We start from the raw sequence: 22,490 nt of genomic DNA, 5'->3' as shown, positions 1-22,490 counted from the left end.
TGGGTTAAAAGGTGATGTCCAGGCCTGCACCGTAAAAAATGGGAAGCAGGTAATTTCTCGCACTGTTTGAAGCCGAATTAGGGCTTACGTTGTTACCAAATTCGGTAGTTTCAGGATCGATGAACTTGAGTTTTGAAAGCGTTATCAGGTTTTGACCGATGAGCGATATCCTTACGCGCTCCATTCCTGCCCTGCGGGTAAGCTCCTGAGGCAAGGTATAGCCAATATTTACGTTTTTAAGGCGGGCATAAGCTGCATTAAAGCGGTACAGATCGGAGCCGGAGCGCCAGTTGTTAGTATTGGATGGCGAGCCAATGGTTGCCAGCCTCGGATAACGGGCGTTGGGATTATTAGGGGTCCAATAATCGGTCATATGTTCATACAGGGTAGCACCATAATTATAATGGAAAGGCTCTACCAGTTCGCCGCGCAAAAACTCGTCGCGCTGGCCAACCCCCTGAACAAATAACGATACATCAAAACCTGCAACTGCAATCCGGTAATTAAAGCCAAAAGTGTAATGAGGGAAAGGATTTCCGATAACTTTCTTATCGTTATCATCTATTTTGCCATCGCCATTTAAATCCTTGAACTTCACATCGCCGGGGCCAACAACTGCACCTGCCGGCTTAGGATAGTTGTTTACGTCAGCTTCGTTCTGGAAGTATCCGTTGGTAACATAGCCGTAATACTGTGTAATAGGTTCGCCAACGCGACGGATTAGCTGATAAACATCCTGATTATAGATTATTTGCTTGGTATTGCCCGTAAGCTGCATTAACTTATTTTGTGTGTTACCTATGTTGGCGCTAAAGCTTTGTGTAACCTTAGCTGTTTTCAAGGTATAAGTAAGTTCAAGTTCCCAGCCCATGTCACGAACCTTTGCCACGTTGGCTACAGGCGGCGCCGCACCGAAGATGGTAGGAACATCAAGCGGGGTTTGCTGAATATTGCTGGTTACTTTATTAAAATAATCAAAAGAGCCGGTTAGCTTGTTATGGAAAAGTCCAAAATCCAAACCTACGTTTAACGTATGTGCCCGCTCCCAGGTAAGCAGTGGGTTTGACAGGTTAGTACCTGCACCGCCCTGGATAACACCATTGTAGCCATAAGCGCCGGGATAGTTAAAGTATGTTGTTAAATAAGTATAGTTACCTGCCGATTGATTGTTGCCGACTACACCATAGCTGCCCCTTATCTTCAAATTGTTCAGCGTATTTTTTAGCGGCTCCATAAAGCTCTCCTCGGTAATTACATAACCGGCGTTTACTGAAGGGAAAAAGCCATTGCGCTGCCCTTTGGCAAATTTTGATGAGGCATCATCACGGAATACAAAATCAAGAAAATAACGGTTATTGTAATCATAGCTGATCCTGCCAAAAGCCGATTGCAGGCTGTTTGCCTGGATGGTGACACTGTTATAAGAGTTTGTGGCATCTATCAGCGTTCCGGTGGTGGCATTACCAAATACCGGATCGGTTAATGTTTTCATTAACTGAAAGCCGCGCTGACTGTTCAATTCGCTCGAAACACCTAATGTAGCACTGATATTATGCGCGCCGAAGGCTTTGTTATAACCCAGGTATACCTGCGTGTTAAATGAACTGGACTTTGAATTGTTATCAAAAGTGGTCAGGTCATTTCCGTATACGCCTGCAGGGACATAATTTACCTGCGCACGCCTGAAAAAGTTTCCGTTGTTTTGAAGGGTACCACCAAATACGCCGGTTAAACTCAATTCGTTGGTGATACTCAGGGTACCATTCAGGTTACCAAAAATCCGGTCATTGTCTGCCTGGTTAAAACCGCCTTTTTCTAATACCCCATACTCGTTGTATTGAGAAGCTATGGGATTGGTCAGGTAGTTGCCGTTGGCATCTGTCCAGCTATAGTTATGCGGTACGCGGTTGGCATCAGCAAAAATATTGTTATCGCCAACGCTGTTGGTTTTGTTACGGGATTTGGTATACTCAAGTATTCCGGATAATTTGAAACGTCCGATGATCGTAGACTGATTCATGCGAAGGTTATATTTTTGATACCCGAATTTGCTGCCCGAGCCACCGTCACCTATAAAATTACTCAGCTGGTTAAGGTATCCGGCAGAAATAAAATAGGTATTAGTTGCAGCACCGCCGCTCACACTTACGTTCTGAGAGGTTTGGGGCGCGTTATAAAGCACATGATTGATATCCCAGTTTCCATCGCCCTGGGCAGCAAGCTGCTGGATTTGTTCGGGCGTGAATGCAGGTGGAAGCCCTGAATTTGCCAGTGCTTCATTTTTGTAATAAGCATTATCGGCTCCGCTTACCTTTTTTACCAGGATATCCGGTTTTTGCCAGCCAAAGTTGCCATTGTAGGTAACGGATGCCTTTTGGTTCAGTTTACCGCTTTTAGTAGTTACCAGTAAAACGCCATTTGCACCACGTGAACCATATATAGCGGCAGAACCCGCATCTTTAAGCACAGTAACGCTTGCAATATCATTTGGATTGATCAGGTTAAGATCACCAACAGATTGTGAAACGATACCGTCGATAACCAAAAGCGGGTCATTATTACCTGTTGTTGCCACACCACGGATATTGATACTGGGGCTGGCTCCGGGATCCAGCGTACTTTGCTGGATAATAAGGTTGGGAGATTGCCCCTGCAGCGCCTGAGCGGGGTTCAGCACAGGCTTGTCATTGATATCCTTAGCACCAACTGTACCGATGGCGCTATTGATAGTCGCCCTGCGTTGTGTACCATAACCCACTACCACTACTTCATTCAGTGCCTTGGTTGTATCCGGTTTCAGGCTGATATTAAACTGCGTTTTATTATTAATAGATACCGTTTGGGTAACGAAACCGATAAAAGAAAACGTCAGCGTGCCATTTGCACTTGCCTCAGGTACAGAAAGTTTGTAGTTCCCGTTGATATCGGTAACTGTGCCCGAACCTGAATTGAGCAAACGGATGCTTACTCCCGGCAGTGGGCGGCCCTGTTCATCAGTTACCTGCCCTGTAATAACGATATTAGCGGCGTTTCTCAAATCGGCACGGGTAATCACCGGAACAGCCGCACCAGCAACCGGCGCGTTCCAGCAGAGAAACACAGCAGGCAACAGCGCCGGGATAATTGCCCGGTATGCATGCCTTTGCATTTTTCCTGTTTTGGGTAAAAGTTTAAATCTCATTTGTTTGGTTTTAATTGGTTAATTCATTGTCTATAAATTGGCATTTTTATTAAGGGCTGTATCAACGCTCCTGGTTTACGGGCGCTTTTGATGATGCACGATCAAATGATTCGGCCCAATAGGTTTCAATACTTTCTAATGATTTCCCCTTGGTTTCGGGAATTAGTTTGTGTGTGAGCAGCAGCGCCGGAGCACAGCAGCCCGCGAAGATCCAAAAGGTCCACGCCGCGCCCAAACCTTCAAGAAATGCGGGGGTGAGCTGGCCGACCAGAAAATTCCCGATCCACAAAGAGAGTGTTGCTAATGACATGGCTTTACCGCGCACGGCTCCCGGGAATATCTCTCCTACAACAACCCAGCATACCGGGCCGAAGGAGAAAGCAAAACAGGCTATAAAAATCAGGATACCAGCCAAGATCCAGGGACCTGATGTGACCCCGGCGAAGAAAAGGATACCGATCAGGATCAATGCTGCAACAGCACCGCCTACCCCTGCAAACAGCAGCGGCTTACGGCCCCAGCGATCAATGGTAAAAATGGCAACAAACGTAAACACAACATTTACAAGCCCGATAGTAACCTGACCGCCAAGCGCATTGTTGAGCGCAAAGCCGGCCTGCTCTAAAATTTTAGGCCCGTAGTAGATAACTGCGTTGATACCGCACAATTGCGAAAAAAGAGGCAGTAACAACCCGATCAGGAGCGGCCGCCGGTATACAGGCCGCAAAAGTTCCTTAAAACCTTGCTCATCCTGCCTGTCCTGGCCTGCCTGAAACGCAGCCATTTCGTTTTCTGCTGCCTTTATGCCATCAATCCTGATCAATATCGCTTTGGCTTCCGAAACCCGTTTTTTTAACAGTAACCACCTTGGTGATTCTGGCACGGCCAAAAGCGAAAGCAGGAAAATTGCTGCGGGCAAAGCACCTAAGCCAAGCATGGCCCTCCATACCTGATCTGACAGGATTAGTTTTAAACCGGCTCCTGAAAAATTGCCTCCTGCATTACTTAAAAGATAGGCATTAGCAAAGTAGGCCACAACTATACCCACCGTAAGTGCTAACTGATACAGCGATACCATCATACCCCGGTAACGCGATGGCGCAAATTCGGAGATATACAGCGGCGAAACCATGGAGGCTACACCAATGCCCAGGCCGCCGATAAGCCGGAACACGATTAACGCTGTAAACGAACCGGACCACATGCAGCCAAGCGCAGAGGCAAGAAAAAGAACAGCCGATAAGATGAGCACTATTTTACGCCCATACTTATCACTTAATGCCCCGGATGCCGCCACGCCTACTATACAACCCAGCAAAGCGCAGCTCACAAACCATCCCTCAGTTACAGCGTTTAAATTAAAATCATGCCGAACCAGGTTAACCGTACCGGAAATCACAGCAGTGTCAAAGCCAAAAAGAAAACCTCCCAGGGCAGCCACAAGGCATACCAGGTACAGAAAAGCACCGCTCTTCTTTGTATCAGCTTGTTGAATTTCAGATGTCATTTCCATTATTTTAAAAATGCTTTGATCACTTTTGCACGTTGCTTACCTTGATTGGTAAGTCGATAGGTACCCGCAGCAGCCGGTATCACAAATGTTTCTGCATAGGCAAAATCCATTTTTACACCATCAGCTGTTTCAACCGTGAGGGAGTTACCTTCTACCAGCATCAGCACATGGCAGCAGTTATCAGTATTAATTTCAACTGAGTTGTCAAACTCAAGCCTGTGCACATCATAAAAATGTTCTTTGTGTGTGGGCAAATGGACCAGGCGATATCCCGGGGTTTCTTCAATAACCTGGGGGTGCGAAATCAATTCCTGTTGCACACGTTCACCTTTGCGCTCAAAATCAAGGTTGTTAAAGGCATGGTCAATATTAATAGGGCGTGGTTTGCCGTCAAGGTCCAAACGTACCCAGTCATACATCTTAAAAGTAAAAATGTAAGGTGTGGCGCTTATTTCAAGTACCAGGTTACCAGCCCCTGCGCTGTGAACTGTACCGTTAGGTATAAGAAACAGATCGTGCTTTTTGGCCGAGTGTACCTGCACGTATTGTTCGATATCCACAGGTTTACCGGTTGCCTGGCTGCCTTCAAGGGCCTCTTTATATACAACCGGATCAATATCTTCCTGGAAACCGAGATAAACGGAAGCATTATCATCACAATCCAAAATATAATAGGTTTCATCCTGGGTAATCGTTTCGCCAAATTGCTCCTGGATGTATTTTAATTTTGGATGACATTGTATAGATAGGTTCCCACCTTTGTAAGTATCAAGAAAATCGAAACGGATCGGGAATTCGTCGCCAAAACGTGCAGCATGTTTACCCAGAATGTTTTGGCAATTGGCGAACATAATGGTATCGAAGGATACTTCAAGAAGATTGCCGTCGCTTTCAAATACCAGCCCGTTTTCCGGAACGATCAACTCAAATGACCAGGCCAGATTAACAACATCGTTATTCAAATTACTGATGCGCTCCTTCATCCATTGTCCGCCCCATGCACCAGGTTCAAACCACGGCCTTACCCGAAATACAGAGGCACTCAATTTGCTGAGCCCTGCTACAAGATCTGATTGCTGCATCCAATTGATGGTTTCTGGCCATTGCGCATCGGCTATGATCGAAAGCCTGTCAAGAATTGCCTTTTTGTGATTGTTCAGAATTACCCAATCAACAAAATAGAAGCGCTTGTACATTTGAAAGGGCTCATCAGGGGCTTTCGCGCCCAGGTTTGTGATGCTGCCTGCACGCATTCTGAACTGTATCTCATTTTTAGGAATATCCAGATAGATCACGGGAGCCTCCCAGTCAGCCAGTGCGGCACCCGGACCTATAATGATATTTACATCGCTATTTGCATCCGGTTTCTGCGTGTTAAGCCCCTCCGTAAACAAATCGGCTAAAGACAAAGTCGTCCTTGTACCCCAAACAGATGAATACTCCCCCAGGAATGGCCCAACAAGGCGATCAATTTCATCAGAATCTTTCAGGTAATCGGCCGTATAAATCCAGTTAACATTTAAGCCCCGATCTGCCAGGCATTGCTGCAAGCCTTCTTTAATACGTTCCCAAAACACGCCTACATAGCCATCAATCAATATTGCTTTGTGACCGGCAATAAAAGCAACAAGGGAGTCAAAACCGCTAAAAATCTTTCCGGTTTCCAGCACGGCGGTGGGATAAATATTGTACCCTTCTGCCTGCCTGAATGGTGCGGTTAATTGCGCCGGCATCAAAAATTGCTGAGTTTTCCTTAATTCGGAGCTCAGGCCTGTGTAAGAATTAAAACTTGTCTGGTCAATTTCTATCATTGTAATAATGTATGTACATATTAAATCGCAAAGAAAATCGATATTTAGGTATTAAAGTCGATTCTTTAATTTAAAAGTATCGATGATTTATAAAAGATATGTACAAACATATAAACAATTATTATTTTTACAAATAGATTTTCAATTTTTCTATAACAAAAGTTTGCTGTTACAAATCAACAAATTAAACCAATTAATATGTATGAACATTTGACACAATTGGCCAAAATTGCTATCATTGTGGCAACCTCCTGAAATGAAGTATTCAATCAACCACAGAAGCCCGGTACCGCTGCACGCCCAGGCCGAAGAACTTTTAAGAAAATTAATTGCTGAAGAAGCATATCAGAATGGCAAGCTGCTGCCCAACGAGGTGGAACTTGCGAAGTTGCTGGCTATATCCCGCAGCACACTTCGCCAGGCAATCAACAAGCTTGTTTTTGAAGGTCTGCTTATTCGTAAAAAGAGAATGGGCACCAGGGTCAACCAGTCTACAGTTAGTTCAAAATCAAATAATTGGCTAAGTTTTTCGCAGGAAATGAAATTGCGGGGAATAACTATCAAAAACTTTGAACTGCATGTTACCTGGGTGGAGCCGGATGAACAACTTGCTATTTTTTTTGAGATCAAAGCCGATAAAAAGGTATTGAAAATGGAAAGGGTACGCGGAAAGCCCGATGGCCCATTCGTATACTTCGTGTCCTATTTCCATCCGCGGATAGGTTTAACCGGAGATGAAGATTTTAAACAACCATTATATGAAATGCTTGAACACGAGCATTCAACAATCGCATCGCTTTCAAAAGAGGAGATCAGCGCCCACGCTGCAGATACATTAATAGCAGATAAACTACAGATTGCAACCGGAGACCCTGTGTTGTTCAGGAAACGGTTTGTATTTGACCAGGGAGACCGGCCGATGGAATACAACCTTGGTTACTATAAAGCAGATAGCTTTGTTTACACAGTAGAAAGCAGGCGATAACCACCTAAAGTTCACACCTGTTTTTCAAAAATAAGCTTGATATTAAAGTCAGGATAGCTTTACTGATTCATTAAAACAAAAACAGCCAAACTTTTTTAAGTTATCTGGCTGTTGTTAATGTTATTCTAAATTATAAATAAACTTAAAATATGATAAGGTTTAGGTTTTAAAATCACTAATAGGTAGCTAATTTTAAGACCGCCCCTCAGTTTCTTTAATGATGCTAAATTAGTTTTAACCTTTAACCTCTGCAATACTGAAAAAGTGGTATATCAAATTGCGCGAAATTTATTAATAGCCTCTACTTTGTTCTGTACCTGCAGCTTAACATAGGTATTGCGAATGTGTTTTTTAACGGTACCAGTAGTAATTTCAAGCCGATCTGCAATTTCTTTGTATTGCAGGCCGCGCGCCAGATGATTAAGTACTTCAATTTCCCGCTCTGTAAGGTTTTCGGCGGCATGGTTGGCGGGCTGGGCAGCAGCCGTGTTAAACGATGCTATTACCCTGCGCGAAATGTAGGCGCTCATGGGCGAGCCGCCCGCCGCAATTTCTGTGATTGCATTTCTGATCTCATCGGCCGACGATTCTTTGAGCATATAGCCTGTTGCACCACTCTTTAACGACTCAAAAATATTGGTATTATCATCGTTTATGGTACACATCAAAAATTCGGTATTGGGTAAAAAGGGTTTGGCCCGTCGTATAAATTCAATGCCCGACATTCCTTCAAGGTTTATGTCAACTATAAAAACATCCGGCTTAAATTGGTCTATCTTTTTTAATACGGATTCGGCATTAGCAAATGACCCCATCAAATTTACGCCGCTCATATCATGAATAATCTGTTCCAGCCCACGCCGGTAATGTAAATTATCCTCTAATAAAACTATCTGAAGCATGCTTACGGTAAATGTAAAATGCTAATATCTTAAATTATTCCGATTTTGTTTATACCTATTATGGGGTAGTCTAAAGGTGCAGTTTAAGACTTATGGATGTACCTTTGCCGGGAGCTGTGTTGATCTTTAGCTCAGCATTCAATCGTTTTGTACGCGCGTAAATATTACGAAGACCCATCGTTTCATGTTTGCGAAGATCCGGGTCAAAGCCCCGGCCGTCGTCACGGATACTAATAAGCAACCGGTTTTTGTAAAGGCTAATATCCAGATAAGCGTTTTGCGCATCCGAATGTTTAATGATATTGTTTAAAACTTCCCTCACAAGCAGGTATACCTGCCGTCTTCTTTCGCCATTGATCGGAATTATGGCTTCGCCAACCGAGGTACTTTCATGCAAGCGAACATTACTGAATTCAAATATCTTGACAGCCTGTTTATGAATAAAATTGACCAGGTTGCTCACTTCATCGTTTTCGGCGTCAAGGCTCCAGATAATTAATCTCATCTGGGTAGATATATCCGTAATGCCTTCATGAATGGCATCTATTTCCTTAAAATCAGGCTGATCGGCAACTTTCCGGCTTAACAATTCGGTTCGCAGCTTGATGCCAGATATACTTGCACCCAAATCGTCATGTACCTCGCTGCTGATCCGCTGGCGTTCGCGTTGCAGGGCAAGCGCATTTTCGTAGTCCTTTTTTTGCAAACCGATGATGGACTGATAATATTTCCGTACCAGTAAGAAAACTATAATTAAAGCACCCACTACAGCCATTGCCTGCAGCCAAAGCCGCTGATACCATAAAGGCATTACGGTAAATTGAAAAATAAGTGTTTGGCTCAATTGGTTAAAGCGGTCGGCAGCCACTGCTTCTAACTCATAGTTTCCGGGTGGCAACAGGTCAAACCGCTTTTCGCCCGAGGGGGCAATGCTCCAGTTTTTATCAACACCCTTAAGCCTGAACCGGTACTGTATTTTCCCCATGCTTTTGTAGGATATCGCAACGCAATCAAATACCACAGGCTGACCGTAAGTGAAACGGCTTTGAGTTCCGGATGGACCATCATTAATCAATACTGGCCTGGGGAGGTTCCTGTTACCCAAATTTTGGGTAACTGCTATGCCCTGATCTGTGGCTATATAATAATTACGGCCGTATTGTACCACATCTGCAACGTTATCTGACGGAAGTCCGTTACTGGTATTTATCAAACTCACCTCGTAATTTTGATAATTATTAGTGAAGCTGATAACGCTTACGCCATTTGCCGTGCATGCCCATAGTGTATTAGCATCTGTCCATACCAGTTTACGAATATCGCCCGAAGAGATGTCTGGCGAGTTAAGTTGAAGGATCTTTTTTCCGGCCAGTAAAAATACGCCCTGTGCCTCTGTACCTATTGCGCATATGTCGTTATTTGTTGCCAGGCATTTAACAACATTTATTCCTTTATTAGCTAACGTTCGTACGTAGGTAATATCTGTAGCAGTTGGCTTGAACTGGTATAACCCATAAAGCGAACCTATGAGCAACTTGTTTTTATACCAGGCAACAGAGGTCATGCGTATGGGCTTAAACCTATAACCTTTTAGATGTTTAAGGTGATTTGACATTACGATAACTGCATTTTGCGAAAGAAAATACACTGTATCGGCCGTTTGAGTAATGCCCTTTATAGGGCCGTCAAAATAATTTTCGGAACGCCAGGATGACGGATTGGTATTGGAAACATCCAATCCGAATATGCCGTTATCAGTACCGATAATGAGCCTGTTACCCGGAATTGTAAGCAGATTGGTTATCCGATTAAAATCAGACCGGTTTTGATTTAAAGTAATAGTACCTATAGGCGGCGCTTGACTTGTACCAAGCTTTATATAATTCAGTGTGCTTAAAACGTGCCCCGTAAAAAGGTAGCCGCCTGCAATGCTTAGTTTTAAAACATCCTCATTTGCCAGGCCGCTTTCCTGGTTAATAACCCTCACTTCGGGATTGGTGCTTAGAAAAAACCCTTTATCATAACTGCCAAACCACAAATTATTTTCCCTGTCTATAAGGGTTGAAGTGGTGATGTGATCATTAAGATAATTTCTCCGCTCATTACTGATATAGTTGATAATGTAAGTGCCTTGCTTTACAGTTGTAACGGCAAAAGTATTTTTACCGGTTAGGTAAACTGAAGTTACATTACCGGTAAAATAGATTTTATTAAGCGGCACAATTCCACTTCTTTGATATTCATAAACATGCACCCAATCTTTGGTTATCAACAACAAATTATTTTGCTGTATAGCCAACCGGTAAGGTTTGGTATTGGTGTTAGCTGTTTGATAATTTAACTGCCCTTCTGATAACTCATTTTCAAGGATATTAAGGTCATTACCGGACAGAACTACCTCTTCCCCTGCTTCACCATAAATATATCCGCTTAAGTGCTTGATGGGATGCCGCTTTGAATTCAATTCATCAAAATGATATACTTTGGTACTTAGCCTGTAATTTACGCAAAGTTCATTGTAACGGTTAAAAAAGAAATTGGCAAAAGGTAATACCACTACTTTTTGAGCCGAACTAAGCTTATGTATCAGCCCGTTTTCATAATAGCAAACCCGATAATTATTACAGTAAAAAAAAATCCGGTGGTAATTATCTTCTGCTATCCGAAAACACTCGTTGCTTTCCAAACCATCGGCCGATGTGAAATTTTTAAAGCGCTGGCCATCAAACCTGCTTACCCCCTTATCCGTAGCAATCCAGATAAAGCCCTTACTATCCTGCATTAAATAATTAACCCGTGAACTCAGCAGACCATCAGTTGCGCTGTAGTTTTTTAAGTAAACTACCTGATAGGGAGTGCCTGCATATAGCCGGCCCGCGAATAAAAACAGTGTTAATATTAAAAGTTTTAAAAAAGAGCTTTTTAGCGGCATTTTATAATTTGTATCAATTTAACATCGCTGCTTTTTAACAATATACAACAATGATAGGAAGCGTACGGTTTTGCACAATTATACCGCCTGATAAATGTAAAAAGAAATGCTATGTAATTAAAGAGCTTTATCGTGATTAGGATTATATATGTTTTTTTTTAACAAACCTAATAACCAAAAAAGCGTAAGAACAGTTTTAAACGGACCGTCCTTACACTTTTCTTAACCCGATGTGGATGAAAGAATTATTTTTTACCAGCGTTTTTGGCCGCTGTTTCAATTACACGCGCCACGGCCTCGGGCTTTGAAATAAATACAACGTGGCTCCCCTTCACTTCCGTTACTATGGCACCGGCGCGTTTATACATAGCACGTTCAAGTTCGGGGTTAATGGCTTTATCTTCGGTAGCTACAACTGCATAAGTTGGTTTGTTTTTCCATGCAGCCCGTGTTAAACGGGCAACAAAGCTTGAACCGATAATGGGCTGTTGTGAGTCGAACATGAAAGCTGCTTTTTCTACGCTCAGATCAGCAGCAAAACATTCATGAAAAAGCGCTTTATCAAAATACGCGAACCCGTTTTTATCAGCAGGCAAAATTCCGTTTTTCGCAAGTGGAGGGCCTGATTGATAAACGTCGAGCGTTGATTGACCTGCCTCAGGAGCAAATGCCGCCACATATACCAGGCTTGCTACTTTTGATGATACGCCTGCTTCGGTAATTACCGAACCACCCCATGAGTGCCCTACCAATACAGCCGGGCCATCCTGTTTCTCCAAAGCACGGTTGGTAGCCGCAACATCGTCATTTAATGAAGTTAGCGGATTTTGAACAAGCGTTACATTATAACCATCCTTTTTCAAAATTTTATATACCCCCTCCCAGCCTGATGCATCGGCAAAAGCGCCGTGCACGATAACAATATTTTTTACAACAGGCGCAGTTTGTGCTATACCGCTTATTGGACTGAAAGCAAATAAATATGCTGCTGCAACTGCTAAAAGTGGTTTGATAAAGTTAATTTGAGTTTTCATTTCGTTGTGTTTTTCTTGATTTATACTCAAAACTATGATCCGTTACAGTCAAAGAGCATCTAAATTCGGCCAACCCGGCAAAGCAGCCTTCGAACCGGACATTTTATCTATCGAAGTATCTTCGCAGTAAAAGAGCAGCCATCAACATTAGTTATAATTACTAAATCACTATGAAACACTGATAATTAATTAAATTTACAGGATAGCTTATGCGAAAATTTCATGCAATTTCAGCACAAGCTAACCATTTCAGGTTATTCAAATCTTCTACAAAAACTTTTAAATAAAGTATATGAAAATTTGCTTTTTAACTGTGTGCCTCCTCATAGCTGTTGCTCAAAGTGGATTAAGCCAGCAAAACGCGCGTACCCCAAAACACAAAAAAGGTGGAAACGATATTAATGGCTTTCTCCATTTTGACCATAGTATGCTATTAGAGGAAAAAGCCGATACAACCGCTAATGTAAGTTTAGGCGATCTGGACGGAGACGGACACCTTGATATCTTGTTAGTAAAGGGAAGACATTGGCCTATTCATGACCGGGTTTTGCTTGGTGATGGCACTGGCAAAATACGAAAAGCGTATAACCTTGGGAACATATCAGATCGTTCATACACCGGCGCTTTGGCGGATTTTAATGGCGATGGCTCCCTTGATATTGCTGTAAGTAATGATGACCCCGACCATAAAATAATTTATTTTAATGATGGGAAAGGCAATTTTAAAGTAGCATCGGAATTTGGGCGTCCGGAATGGTCAACCCGGAATATCTCTATAGCCGATATTAATCGCGACGGGTTGCCCGATATAATTTTGGCTAACAGGGGTGAATCGAAAACTTCAAACTATATCTGCTTAAATACCGGAAAAGGACAGTTCGGCAGTAATTGTATCCCGTTTGCACCCTACCCTACCACAACAATTACCCCTGCAGACTTTAACAATGATGGCTTTATTGATCTGGTTGCCCCACATCGTGACGGCGGTCAGAGTTACATATATTTCGGAAGTTCGGACATGTCTTATTCCGATGCTCATCGCGTACCCTTCGGCCCGCCTGATGCTACCATTCGAATGGCAGCGGTAGCCGATTTCAATAGCGATAAATTGCTTGATATTGTGACCATAGACGAAAACAAAGGAGTGTACCTTTACTTAGGCCAAAAAGATCAAACATTTTCGGAAGGTATTTCATTGGCAGACCGGAAAATAGTTCCTTATGCACTTACGATTGCTGATCTGAATAATGACAAAAAAATTGATATCATAGTAGGGCATATAGAAGCACCGTCGACAATATTTTATAACGAAGGTACGGGGCACTTTAAACCGGTTACTTTTGGCGATTCAAAAGGGACTGTGTATGGCTTTGCAATTGGCGACTTTAATGAAGACGGAACACCTGACATTGCTGCAGCACGCTCAGACGCTCCGAATATTTTATACTTTGGTAATACCACGCTAAAAAGCCGGAAATAAAATAACAGGTAAATTATCGACTACTGAAAACCATCTATCCGCTTCCTAAATTTTGCACCGGGTTAGTGATTGCAGCATTCAAGCATGATAACTAAACATTAATAAGGCAATAATAATTGCTAACAGCCCTCTATCCCAAACATCCACAGCAGAATAGAAATGCGGTAAGCAAAACCCTGTTATCTTTAAAACATCAGTCAACAGGCTCAATTTCCAAATATGGCTTTGCTTTTAGCTGTTACTTTGCCAATCCTTTTATCCTTGCGCAAAACAAGTTCGCAGAGTTGTATTGCTGCGTTTTCAAAATCATCATGGCTATCGCTAAGCAATAACCAGGTGGTATCAAACCCCTCTTCTAACTCAAAATCAGTAATGGCCGGAATCTCCGTTTTCAAACTGGCATGATCCTCCCGTTTGGTAGAAATCCAAATGCCATTATGCTGCGGGTTTTTATTCACTTTCCTGAAAATCAGTACGATCTTTTGATCGAAATAAATATAAAACATGCCTATAGCCGGCTTAACAACGATACCGGCGGGCAGGTAATCGAGCAGATAATCAAAAGGAATTGTTTTATCCATGTTTGCTCAAATAATATGCAATATACTTAACCGATGCGATTTTAACGCGGCCACGTCGCTAATCAGATCACTACCCGAAAGGTTAGGTTAACCCTGGCTTTCATTGGCCTGAGCGATTTGGCAATGCGATGCTCCCAATGTTCCTGCAAACCAGCTTTCATTAACAGGAATGAACCGTGCTCCAGTTTTACGGTATAATGCTCCTGATGATTAACCTTGTTACGGATATCAAAGCAGCGCACCTGTCCGAAACTGACTGAGGCTATAACAGGGTTTTTGCCCAATGCACTTTCCCGGTCACTATGCCAGGCCACAGAGTCATTGCCATCCCGGTAATAATTCAGCAACACGCTATTGAACCTGATCCCGGCCATGGCTTCCACCTTTTCCTTCAGCATCAGTAATTCCGGTGTCCAGGGATTTGGATTGGAGATTCTACCGGATACGGAATAATCTGTACCAACATCTCCATGCCAGGCAGTGAGCCTGGGCGTAAGGTACTCTTTGTCCCACATTTTTTGAGTTGTTTGCTTCCAGGGGCATTCGGCTATGAATTTTTGAAGCAATTTATTGCCTGTTTCCTGATCAATAAAATTTGCGTGGTATTCCAGTAGTTCTTTTGGTAATCCCCTGCTCTGTCCTGCTTCCGCAAAAAAACTTAATTGTTCCATCATTGATTCCGTGGTTTTTCACAACCTTTCAATGTAATTGATAATAAAATCTGCAAGCTGCTCCTGCTCAGTTACAGATAGCAGGTTACCATCATAAATCCAGAAACCATTTTCATCAAATAAAATACGGCCAAGATCATCCGGATCTTCTTCAAAAGCGGTATATAGCTGGTAACACTGGCCTGTATTGTTATACAAAAGGTCGGGCACTACTCTAATAACCTCATCCGGGCCATTCCTGCGTTTTACAAAGGCCTTAGCCTCCCTGGTCAGATAGCTATGCATGTTCATATCCTAAACGTTGTAATCTTTCTCAAAGATAATAATTTACTAACATTTTTAGTATTTTATCAGCTTGCTTAAATTATATTCTGTTATTGGCAAATACCTTATCTGATGAAAACGTAACATGCAATGGGGTCTGATCTGTTGGTTTAAGTTGCAAAAAGCAATTAACAATGTTAAATCATCAAATTTCATGTAACTATATTAACCAAAAAGCGGTCTCATAGTTATGAGACAATTGCAAACATTACTGACCTTACTCACACTCATTACTTTCAATTTTGCCCATGCACAAACCACCCGCGGCAGTATTTCGGGTACAATATCAGATGATACAAAGAAACCACTTGACGGCGCAACCCTGGTTTTACTTGCTGCAAAAGATTCTGCAGTGATTAGCACCAGCCTGGCCAAACCGGATGGCAGTTTCGCCTTTCTAAATTTAAAAAACAATACTTATATCATTAAGGCTACTTATATTGGCTACAAAAACTACTCAAGCCAGCCGGTAACAGTAAGCCAGGACAAGCCTGTTAATTTACCCGCTATTGTCCTGTTCCCCATCGGAAAAACGTTGAATGAAGTAGCCATAACTGCCAAAAAATCCTATGTACAGCAAAAGATCGATCGCACAGTTGTTAATGTAGGGGCGCTTATATCAAATACAGGAGCCAACGCACTTGAAGTGCTGTCAAAAACGCCCGGCGTACAAATAGATGCCGACGGCAATATTACTTTTAAAGGGAAAAGTGGTGTTTTGGTGATGATTGATGATAAACCTACCTACCTTTCGGCAGCAAACCTGGCAACTTATCTGCGTTCATTACCGTCTTCGGCTTTAGATCAAATAGAGTTGATGGATAACCCGCCGGCAAAATATGATGCAGCAGGAAATGCAGGTGTAATCAATATCAAAACTAAAAAAAACACCGCCAGGGGATTTAATGCAGTAGCATCGGTGAATTTAGCCCAGGGTTTTTATGGCCGTACAGATGAAAGCATCAACTTCAATTACCGGTTAGATAAAGTTAACTTTTTTGCCAACGTGGCTTACAACAAACAAAAAACCTTCAGGAGGCTTGAAATTGACAGGCATTATTTTGATGCAAATGGTGAACTGGCTTCCTCCCTGCAGGATATCTCCTATTTCAGGCCCTCAAGCAACAATACCAATATCAAGGCAGGCTTAGATTACTTTACCTCACCTAAAACAACCTGGGGCATTGTATTTACCGGCACCCTATCCCGCGATCATGACAGCAGCCCGGTGTACAGTTTATTGTATGATAAAACCGGCGGACTGGATTCAACCATTAACACCCTCAATACCTCTAAAAACAAGTTTGATAGCAAAGGCATTAACGTTAACTACACCCATAAGTTCGACAGTACCGGCAGGGCGCTTACTTTTGATTTGGATTACATCAGCGATATATCGGGCAGTAATCAATTTTTTGTTAACAATACTTTTTTGCCCGATGGCACCTTAACAAATTCACAAACAATCAGCAATAACCTGCCCGCTACCATCAATATCTACTCTGCAAAGGTTGATTATTCGCATCCGCTTAAAGGCAAAGCCAAGCTGGAAGCCGGCGTTAAGAGCAGTTATGTGAATACCGATAACGCCGCCAACTATTTTAATGTGATTGATAACGTAAGCACTATTGATTACAATAATACCAACCGCTTTTTATACAAAGAGAATATCAATGCCGGCTATGTAAATTTCAATAAAACCTTCGGCCGGTTCTCCCTGCAAACGGGGCTGCGCCTGGAAAACACCAATGGCAACGGACATCAGCTTGGCAATGCCCACAAATCCGATTCGTCATTTCTTAAACATTACACAAATCTCTTCCCAACTGCTTATTTTTCCTACAACCTTGACACTGCCGGCCATAATGTATTGGTTGTTTCCTATGGACGCAGGATTGGCAGGCCCAATTATGGCAGCTTAAACCCTTTTACTTTTTTTGTAGACAAGTTTACTTATTTTTCGGGCAACCCTTTCCTGAAACCGCAATTTACCGACGATTATAAACTGGCTTACAGTTTCAAAAGCCTGTTTACCGTAGCCCTTGCTTATAACCGTACAACCGATGTTCAAAATGAAACCATTCAAAAAGTAGGTAATACATTTATCAGTACCACTGGTAACATAGGTCAGCAAAAAACATTGGATTTTTCTGTCAGCAGCAACTTACAGCCGGCCAAGTGGTGGTCGGTTAACCTCTATGCCGAAGTTTATAATAACGCCTACCAGGGGGCATTTTACTCGGGTTACCTTAACCAGTCAAAAACTACTTTTAGTGCCAACGGTAATAACCAGTTCACCTTATCAAAAACCTGGAGTGCCGAGCTAAGCGGTTTTTATAATACAAGCGGCGCTTACGGACAGTTTGTATCTATCCCCACAGGCATGTTAAATGCTGCTATTCAAAAAAAGGTATTGAACAACAAGGGCTCAATCAAGTTAAATATGCGGGATATCTTTAAATCCTTTAGCCCGAGCGGCACCATTACCAATATAGCAGGCGCAACGGCAACCTACCACAACTTTGTTGATACGCAGGTTGCAACCCTCACATTTACATACAGCTTTGGCAAACTAACCAATGTACCGGCCAAACGCAATACAGGCGGGGCCGAGAGCGAACAAGGCAGGGCACATTAATAAACTCAGGATATCAGGTACGCATTTAATACCCCGACTATTTCGGGATTGTGATTGTCTGTTTGGAGGATGATTTAGTCCACTTCATTAATTTGCTGTTATTGAGAGGGCTGTTTTGAACTGTAGCTTTACTAAAAATTAAAACCAAAAGCTATGAAAACTAATAAAAACAAACTGGCTACTGCCATCATTATTGCCGCCCTTGGAGTTTTTACTCTTCCTTGTGCTGTTGTGGCCCAGCAAAAACCAGGCGGCCGTACAGAGTTGCAGCGGCATGACCTCAGTAGCCCCGGCCGCGAAATGATACAGGTACGTGTAGATGTTGAAAAAGGACAAGCCTATCCGCAGCATAAACACCCCGGCGAAGAAATTATTTATGTACTTGAAGGGATATTGGAATACCAGGTGGAGGGTAAAGCACCCGTAACACTCAAAGCCGGCGGGGTTTTATTTATCCCCTACGGAACCGTGCATTCGGTAAAAAACGTGGGTACAACCAAAGCGAGTGAGCTTGCTACTTATATTGTTGAAAAAGGTAAGCCGCTTGTTACGTTGATCAAGTGATTCAATCAGCAATTTTGGAAGTATTGATTACAATAATTGTAATTAATACTTCCGAAATCCCTTTAACTCAGCGTTACAGTTTTGATTTAAACTGGTAAGCACCTGCTGCCAAACGGTAAACTGCTTTATTTCCCTCAAACCTTATAAAACTGATGCCTCTTACTCCGGCAACAGGTTTACCGCCTTCGGTTACCTGCTTAACAGCAGTTGCCGGCAAAAACAGGGTAGCCGTAGTATTTGCCGGAACTGTAGCATTATAAGTCAATGTTTTTCCACTTACCGACCAGCTGCTGCTTATTTTTCCATATGGCGAATCATAAGATCCTTTAGCCCAGGTCATTTTTCCGGTTGGATCAGGTTCGGGCTGCAGAATAAATTTCTTAAAACCAGGTTCATCGCGCTGGATACCGAGAGAATAAGCCAGCATCCATTGCCCGATAGCGCCAAACGAGTAATGGTTAAATGAATTCATACTGTTATTCCCGCCAAAACCATTTTCTACAGTATAACCATTCAGCCTTTCCCAAATTGTTGTTGCCCCCTGGTCAATAGCATATAACCAGGATGGATAATGCTCATTTTGCAATAGTTTATAAGCCAGGTCTGAATGGCCGTGGTCAGAGAGTGCTTTGCTGATCCCTGCCGTCCCTACAAATCCCGTCATAAGCGAATACGCCGGACGAACGATTCCCTGGTCGTCTTTACTTTCCCGTTCAACGGCAGCCTGCAGGTTTTTCGCCATAGAGCCGATATTTTCATCACTGAATACACCAAGCGCCAAACCTGTGGCATAGGCAGTTTGCGTATCCGAAACTTTAAACTCTTTATTGCCCGGCTCACCAAACATGCCGCCGCCAATGAGGCCCAATGCCTTTTTATCGGCATTTACAAAGGTTTTGTTAAAGAAAGCTTTTCGCTCATTATATTTTTTGCTAAACTTTTCAGCATCAGCTTTTTTGCCTAAGATAGCTGCAACCTTAGCCATAATGCCCAAATCATAAACATGATAAGCCGTAACCGGGAATACAGTGCCCAACTGCATGTATTGCGGGCCAAGCCAATCGCCAAGTACGCCGTCGGTACTAAAGCCGGTTTTAGGATCGATAGTTGTGTCGATATAATCCATGTACCTGCACATAGCCTCATAATGTTCGGCAAGCAGGGCTGCATCATTATATTGCTGATAGGTTTCCCAGGCCACAGTGATGCCTGCGCTTCCCCATATTATACCGCCAAAGCCGCCGCCAACAGGGGCAATGTCGGTAAACCGGCCCTGTTCTGTCTGTAAATCACGCATAGCCAGCATATGCCTGCGCAAAAACTGATCAGCATTGGACACATAAGTGGCGGTATGTGAAAATATACTGATATCGCCCGACCAGCCCATCCGCTCATTCCTCTGCGGGCAATCGGTTGGAATGGTCAAAAAGTTATCAATGTTTGACCAGGTCAGGTTTGACCAAAGTTTGTTAACCTTGAGATTAGAAGTAGCATAATCGGCTGTAAGCTTTTTAACCGAACTAATTGCCAGCCCCTGCACATCATCAAGAGGCAACGGGCTATCAATACCGGTAATTTCAATATATTGATATCCATGCGAAGTAAAATGCGGCTGAAATACCTGCTCTCCATCCTTCATGATAAAAATATCCTGGCTTAAGGCTGCGCGATAATTTTCGGTCATGATCATACCTACATTTTTACCGGATTCTTTGAGATCAGGGTACAGGATCTCGGCATAGCGGAAAGTCAGCTTTTTACCGGCTACACCGTTTTTAATGCTGATCCTGGGCACACCCACAAAGTTTTGCCCCATATCATAAACATATACACCTTTCCTTACTTCTTTTATCGCTTTTGCAGTAAGCGTTTTATAGATCCCGGCAGATGTCCCGATCTGCCCTGTCATCAAAATATGGTCAAAATCAAGGGTAATATTCTTTCCGCCGTAATCACGCTCGTCCCCGGTATAAGTTGTTCCTTTTAAAGAGATTTCCCGCGCCTGTTGCCAGTCATGATCATTGTAAGTTACGGTGTTCCAGTTTTTAACAGCGGCATCGCGTGTAGCATCATCAACCTCGCCCATATCCAGGCTGCTATAAACCACAGCGCCATGGTTAAAGTACTTCCAGTTTTTTTCGTTTGTCCTGATCACTTCCTCTGATCCATCGGCATAAGTAATTACCAGTTTGGCCAGCAATGATTGCCTGTCGCCAAAGTGGTTCCAAACGGAGCCATAACTTAGCAAACCGCTCCACCAGCCTTCGCCAAGCATAGCGCCAATAGCATTTTTCCCTTTGCCTATCATAGCGGTTACATCATAGGTTTGGTAAAGGTGTGTTTTGTTATATTGGGTTAGGCCGGGATTATAATAATCATTCCCAACCCTTTTACCGTTAAGATAAACTTCATAGATCCCCCTTGCAGTTACATAAAGCCTTGCTTTGGAGATTGCTTTACCGGCATTAAATACCGACCGCAGCATAGGCATAGCGTTACGGCTTGGGTCGGCAAGGACAAACGCTCCTGCGCTCCCGCCGTTCACTTCATACTTGCCATTTTTTATCACTAATCCCGATGCTGAATTAACTGCAGCTTCTTTAAAGATCCCGTCGTAATTATTTCCTTCAAGATTTTCGCTGAACAAAGTATTTCGCGGCGACCTGGCATTTGATACGGTAAGATCCGAAAATTCTGCTTTCTGACCCTGATCTGCAGAGAAACCTATTTCGCCCAACATTCCATAAGAGATTACATCATGCCCCGGCCCCAGCGGGTTCAGTGTTATTACTACTCCGCGGTTTGCAGGCACCGGTTTGGCAACAGCTGTTCCGCTTTTTTCATCAGCTATAAATGTATTATCATCATCAACGGCAAAGGTAAGTGTGCCAAACTCGTTATGGATGAGAATAGCATGCGGCTTATTCTTATTGCCGCTGCCAATCAAGGTGGTTTTTACCGGGAAGCTCTTGAAAACCTTGCCTGAAGTATCCTTATCCGAATATCCGGCACGATATACATTGATCCGTGCATTACCTCCCTGTTCAAGCCCTGAAATATCCAATTCCACTTTAAAATATGACTGGTTCTTTTTATTAGCGAGCTGAAAAATATTTTTGTTGCTATCCATTAAACGCGGATCATTTGCAGCGAAAACAATACCTGCCTTTGAGCTGCCCTGAGCAATAGCAACTTTATACTTCAGATTATACAGCGGCAGGTAATGCGCATAAAGCACCAGGTCATTATCGTTCCCACCTATCCATTGCGCGCCATCCCAGGCAGACATGCCGGTGTCCATCAGCCCGGTTTCAAACCAGGAGCTTGCTGTTGAAACACCGCCGGTTTGATCCCATATATTCACTGTCCAATTATAGCGCGTTGTGGCTTTAAGTGCTGTCCCTGCGTAAACCACGGCAAGGGCAGCCCCACTTTTTATTTTGGCGCTATTCCAAACTACTTTTCCCTGCGGGTCCTTTACGGTGATCTGGTAGGCTGACTGGGTGTATCCCCTCAGCCCTTCGGGGGCAAGCATTTGCCAACTAAACCTCGGAAGCTTAACATCAATACCAATAGGGTGCTCTGTATACTCCACCTGCAGGTTAACAATCCTGGTTTCTTTTGCAGCAGCATACAGGTTTGTTTGTGTAAACGAAAAAAACAGCAATAAAATAAATGCAGCCGATGGGGCCATCAAAAGGCGATTTTTTATCATAGTTGGGTTTACAGTAAAAAATAATTGGTTAAAGCAATATGCATATTAAATAGCACTTAACTGTCCCCTACTTACCCCGCCGCTAAATATTTTAAACACCAATAAACAGGCTTGATACAATAACCAACCCGAATGCTTGCGTTTACCCGAACACATTAC

Annotated in this window: 14 protein-coding genes; 4 read left to right on the top strand and 10 right to left on the bottom strand. The window is 43.0% G+C overall.

The genetic code is table 11. The features are described 5' to 3' along the window. Positions 1 to 4 precede the first annotated feature (4 nt). The 3 genes from MTO98_RS08440 to MTO98_RS08430 form a co-directional block, all read right to left on the bottom strand. Entirely contained in the window at positions 5 to 3,181 is a 3,177-nt protein-coding gene (locus tag MTO98_RS08440; RefSeq protein ID WP_243486208.1) for a TonB-dependent receptor, read from the bottom strand. A gap of 61 nt (positions 3,182 to 3,242) precedes the next feature. Then, the gene (locus MTO98_RS08435; RefSeq protein WP_243486207.1) at positions 3,243 to 4,688 is read right to left on the bottom strand and encodes a sugar porter family MFS transporter; all 1,446 of its coding nucleotides are present in this window, start codon (positions 4,686 to 4,688) and stop codon (positions 3,243 to 3,245) included. Between the two features lie 5 nt (positions 4,689 to 4,693). Beyond that, on the bottom strand, positions 4,694 to 6,505 hold the full coding sequence (locus tag MTO98_RS08430) for a class I mannose-6-phosphate isomerase (RefSeq protein ID WP_243486206.1): 1,812 nt from the start codon (positions 6,503 to 6,505) through the stop codon (positions 4,694 to 4,696). Positions 6,506 to 6,761: 256 nt separating this feature from the next. Here MTO98_RS08430 and MTO98_RS08425 point away from each other — a divergent pair, with 256 nt between their 5' ends. Next, positions 6,762 to 7,490: a GntR family transcriptional regulator gene (locus MTO98_RS08425; RefSeq protein ID WP_243486205.1), complete on the top strand. Its 729-nt coding sequence runs from the start codon at positions 6,762 to 6,764 to the stop codon at positions 7,488 to 7,490. Between the two features lie 272 nt (positions 7,491 to 7,762). Here MTO98_RS08425 and MTO98_RS08420 read toward each other — a convergent pair whose 3' ends face one another. The 3 genes from MTO98_RS08420 to MTO98_RS08410 all read right to left on the bottom strand — a co-directional run bounded on the left by MTO98_RS08420 (position 7,763) and on the right by MTO98_RS08410 (position 12,358). Further along, positions 7,763 to 8,392, bottom strand: coding sequence for a response regulator transcription factor (locus tag MTO98_RS08420; protein WP_243486204.1), 630 nt, complete (start codon positions 8,390 to 8,392; stop codon positions 7,763 to 7,765). 70 nt (positions 8,393 to 8,462) lie between these two features. Beyond that, positions 8,463 to 11,324 carry an ATP-binding protein gene (locus MTO98_RS08415; protein ID WP_243486203.1) on the bottom strand — a complete coding sequence of 954 codons (2,862 nt, stop codon included), beginning with the start codon at positions 11,322 to 11,324 and terminating at the stop codon, positions 8,463 to 8,465. Between the two features lie 245 nt (positions 11,325 to 11,569). Then, positions 11,570 to 12,358, bottom strand: a complete 789-nt coding sequence (locus MTO98_RS08410; protein WP_243486202.1) for an alpha/beta hydrolase — start codon at positions 12,356 to 12,358, stop codon at positions 11,570 to 11,572. 292 nt (positions 12,359 to 12,650) lie between these two features. Between MTO98_RS08410 and MTO98_RS08405 the strand changes: the two genes are divergently transcribed. Beyond that, positions 12,651 to 13,838, top strand: coding sequence for a VCBS repeat-containing protein (locus MTO98_RS08405; RefSeq protein ID WP_243486201.1), 1,188 nt, complete (start codon positions 12,651 to 12,653; stop codon positions 13,836 to 13,838). Positions 13,839 to 14,044: 206 nt separating this feature from the next. Here the strand turns inward: MTO98_RS08405 and MTO98_RS08400 are convergent, their stop codons facing one another. From MTO98_RS08400 to MTO98_RS08390, 3 genes are all read right to left on the bottom strand, one after another. Further along, positions 14,045 to 14,419, bottom strand: a complete 375-nt coding sequence (locus MTO98_RS08400) for a hypothetical protein (protein ID WP_243486200.1) — start codon at positions 14,417 to 14,419, stop codon at positions 14,045 to 14,047. Positions 14,420 to 14,481: 62 nt separating this feature from the next. Then, positions 14,482 to 15,093, bottom strand: a complete 612-nt coding sequence (locus MTO98_RS08395; RefSeq protein WP_243486198.1) for an alpha-ketoglutarate-dependent dioxygenase AlkB — start codon at positions 15,091 to 15,093, stop codon at positions 14,482 to 14,484. 15 nt (positions 15,094 to 15,108) lie between these two features. Continuing rightward, complete coding sequence (locus MTO98_RS08390) at positions 15,109 to 15,381, bottom strand: hypothetical protein (RefSeq protein ID WP_243486197.1); 273 nt, start codon at positions 15,379 to 15,381, stop codon at positions 15,109 to 15,111. Between the two features lie 223 nt (positions 15,382 to 15,604). On the opposite strand from MTO98_RS08390, the gene MTO98_RS08385 reads away from it, so the two are divergent. Together MTO98_RS08385 and MTO98_RS08380 are read left to right on the top strand one after the other, a co-directional pair. Continuing rightward, positions 15,605 to 18,052, top strand: a complete 2,448-nt coding sequence (locus tag MTO98_RS08385; RefSeq protein ID WP_243486196.1) for an outer membrane beta-barrel protein — start codon at positions 15,605 to 15,607, stop codon at positions 18,050 to 18,052. Positions 18,053 to 18,205: 153 nt separating this feature from the next. Then, complete coding sequence (locus MTO98_RS08380) at positions 18,206 to 18,616, top strand: cupin domain-containing protein (RefSeq protein ID WP_243486195.1); 411 nt, start codon at positions 18,206 to 18,208, stop codon at positions 18,614 to 18,616. A gap of 73 nt (positions 18,617 to 18,689) precedes the next feature. Here the strand turns inward: MTO98_RS08380 and MTO98_RS08375 are convergent, their stop codons facing one another. Next, positions 18,690 to 22,331 (bottom strand): family 78 glycoside hydrolase catalytic domain, encoded by a 3,642-nt coding sequence (locus MTO98_RS08375; RefSeq protein WP_243486193.1) that lies wholly within the window; start codon positions 22,329 to 22,331, stop codon positions 18,690 to 18,692. Positions 22,332 to 22,490 lie beyond the last annotated feature (159 nt).

It is taken from the genome of Mucilaginibacter sp. SMC90 (assembly GCF_022811725.1).
GTDB lineage: Bacteria > Bacteroidota > Bacteroidia > Sphingobacteriales > Sphingobacteriaceae > Mucilaginibacter.
Note: the sequence above shows the minus strand (reverse complement) of the source record. Positions and strands in the feature narration are given on the sequence as shown.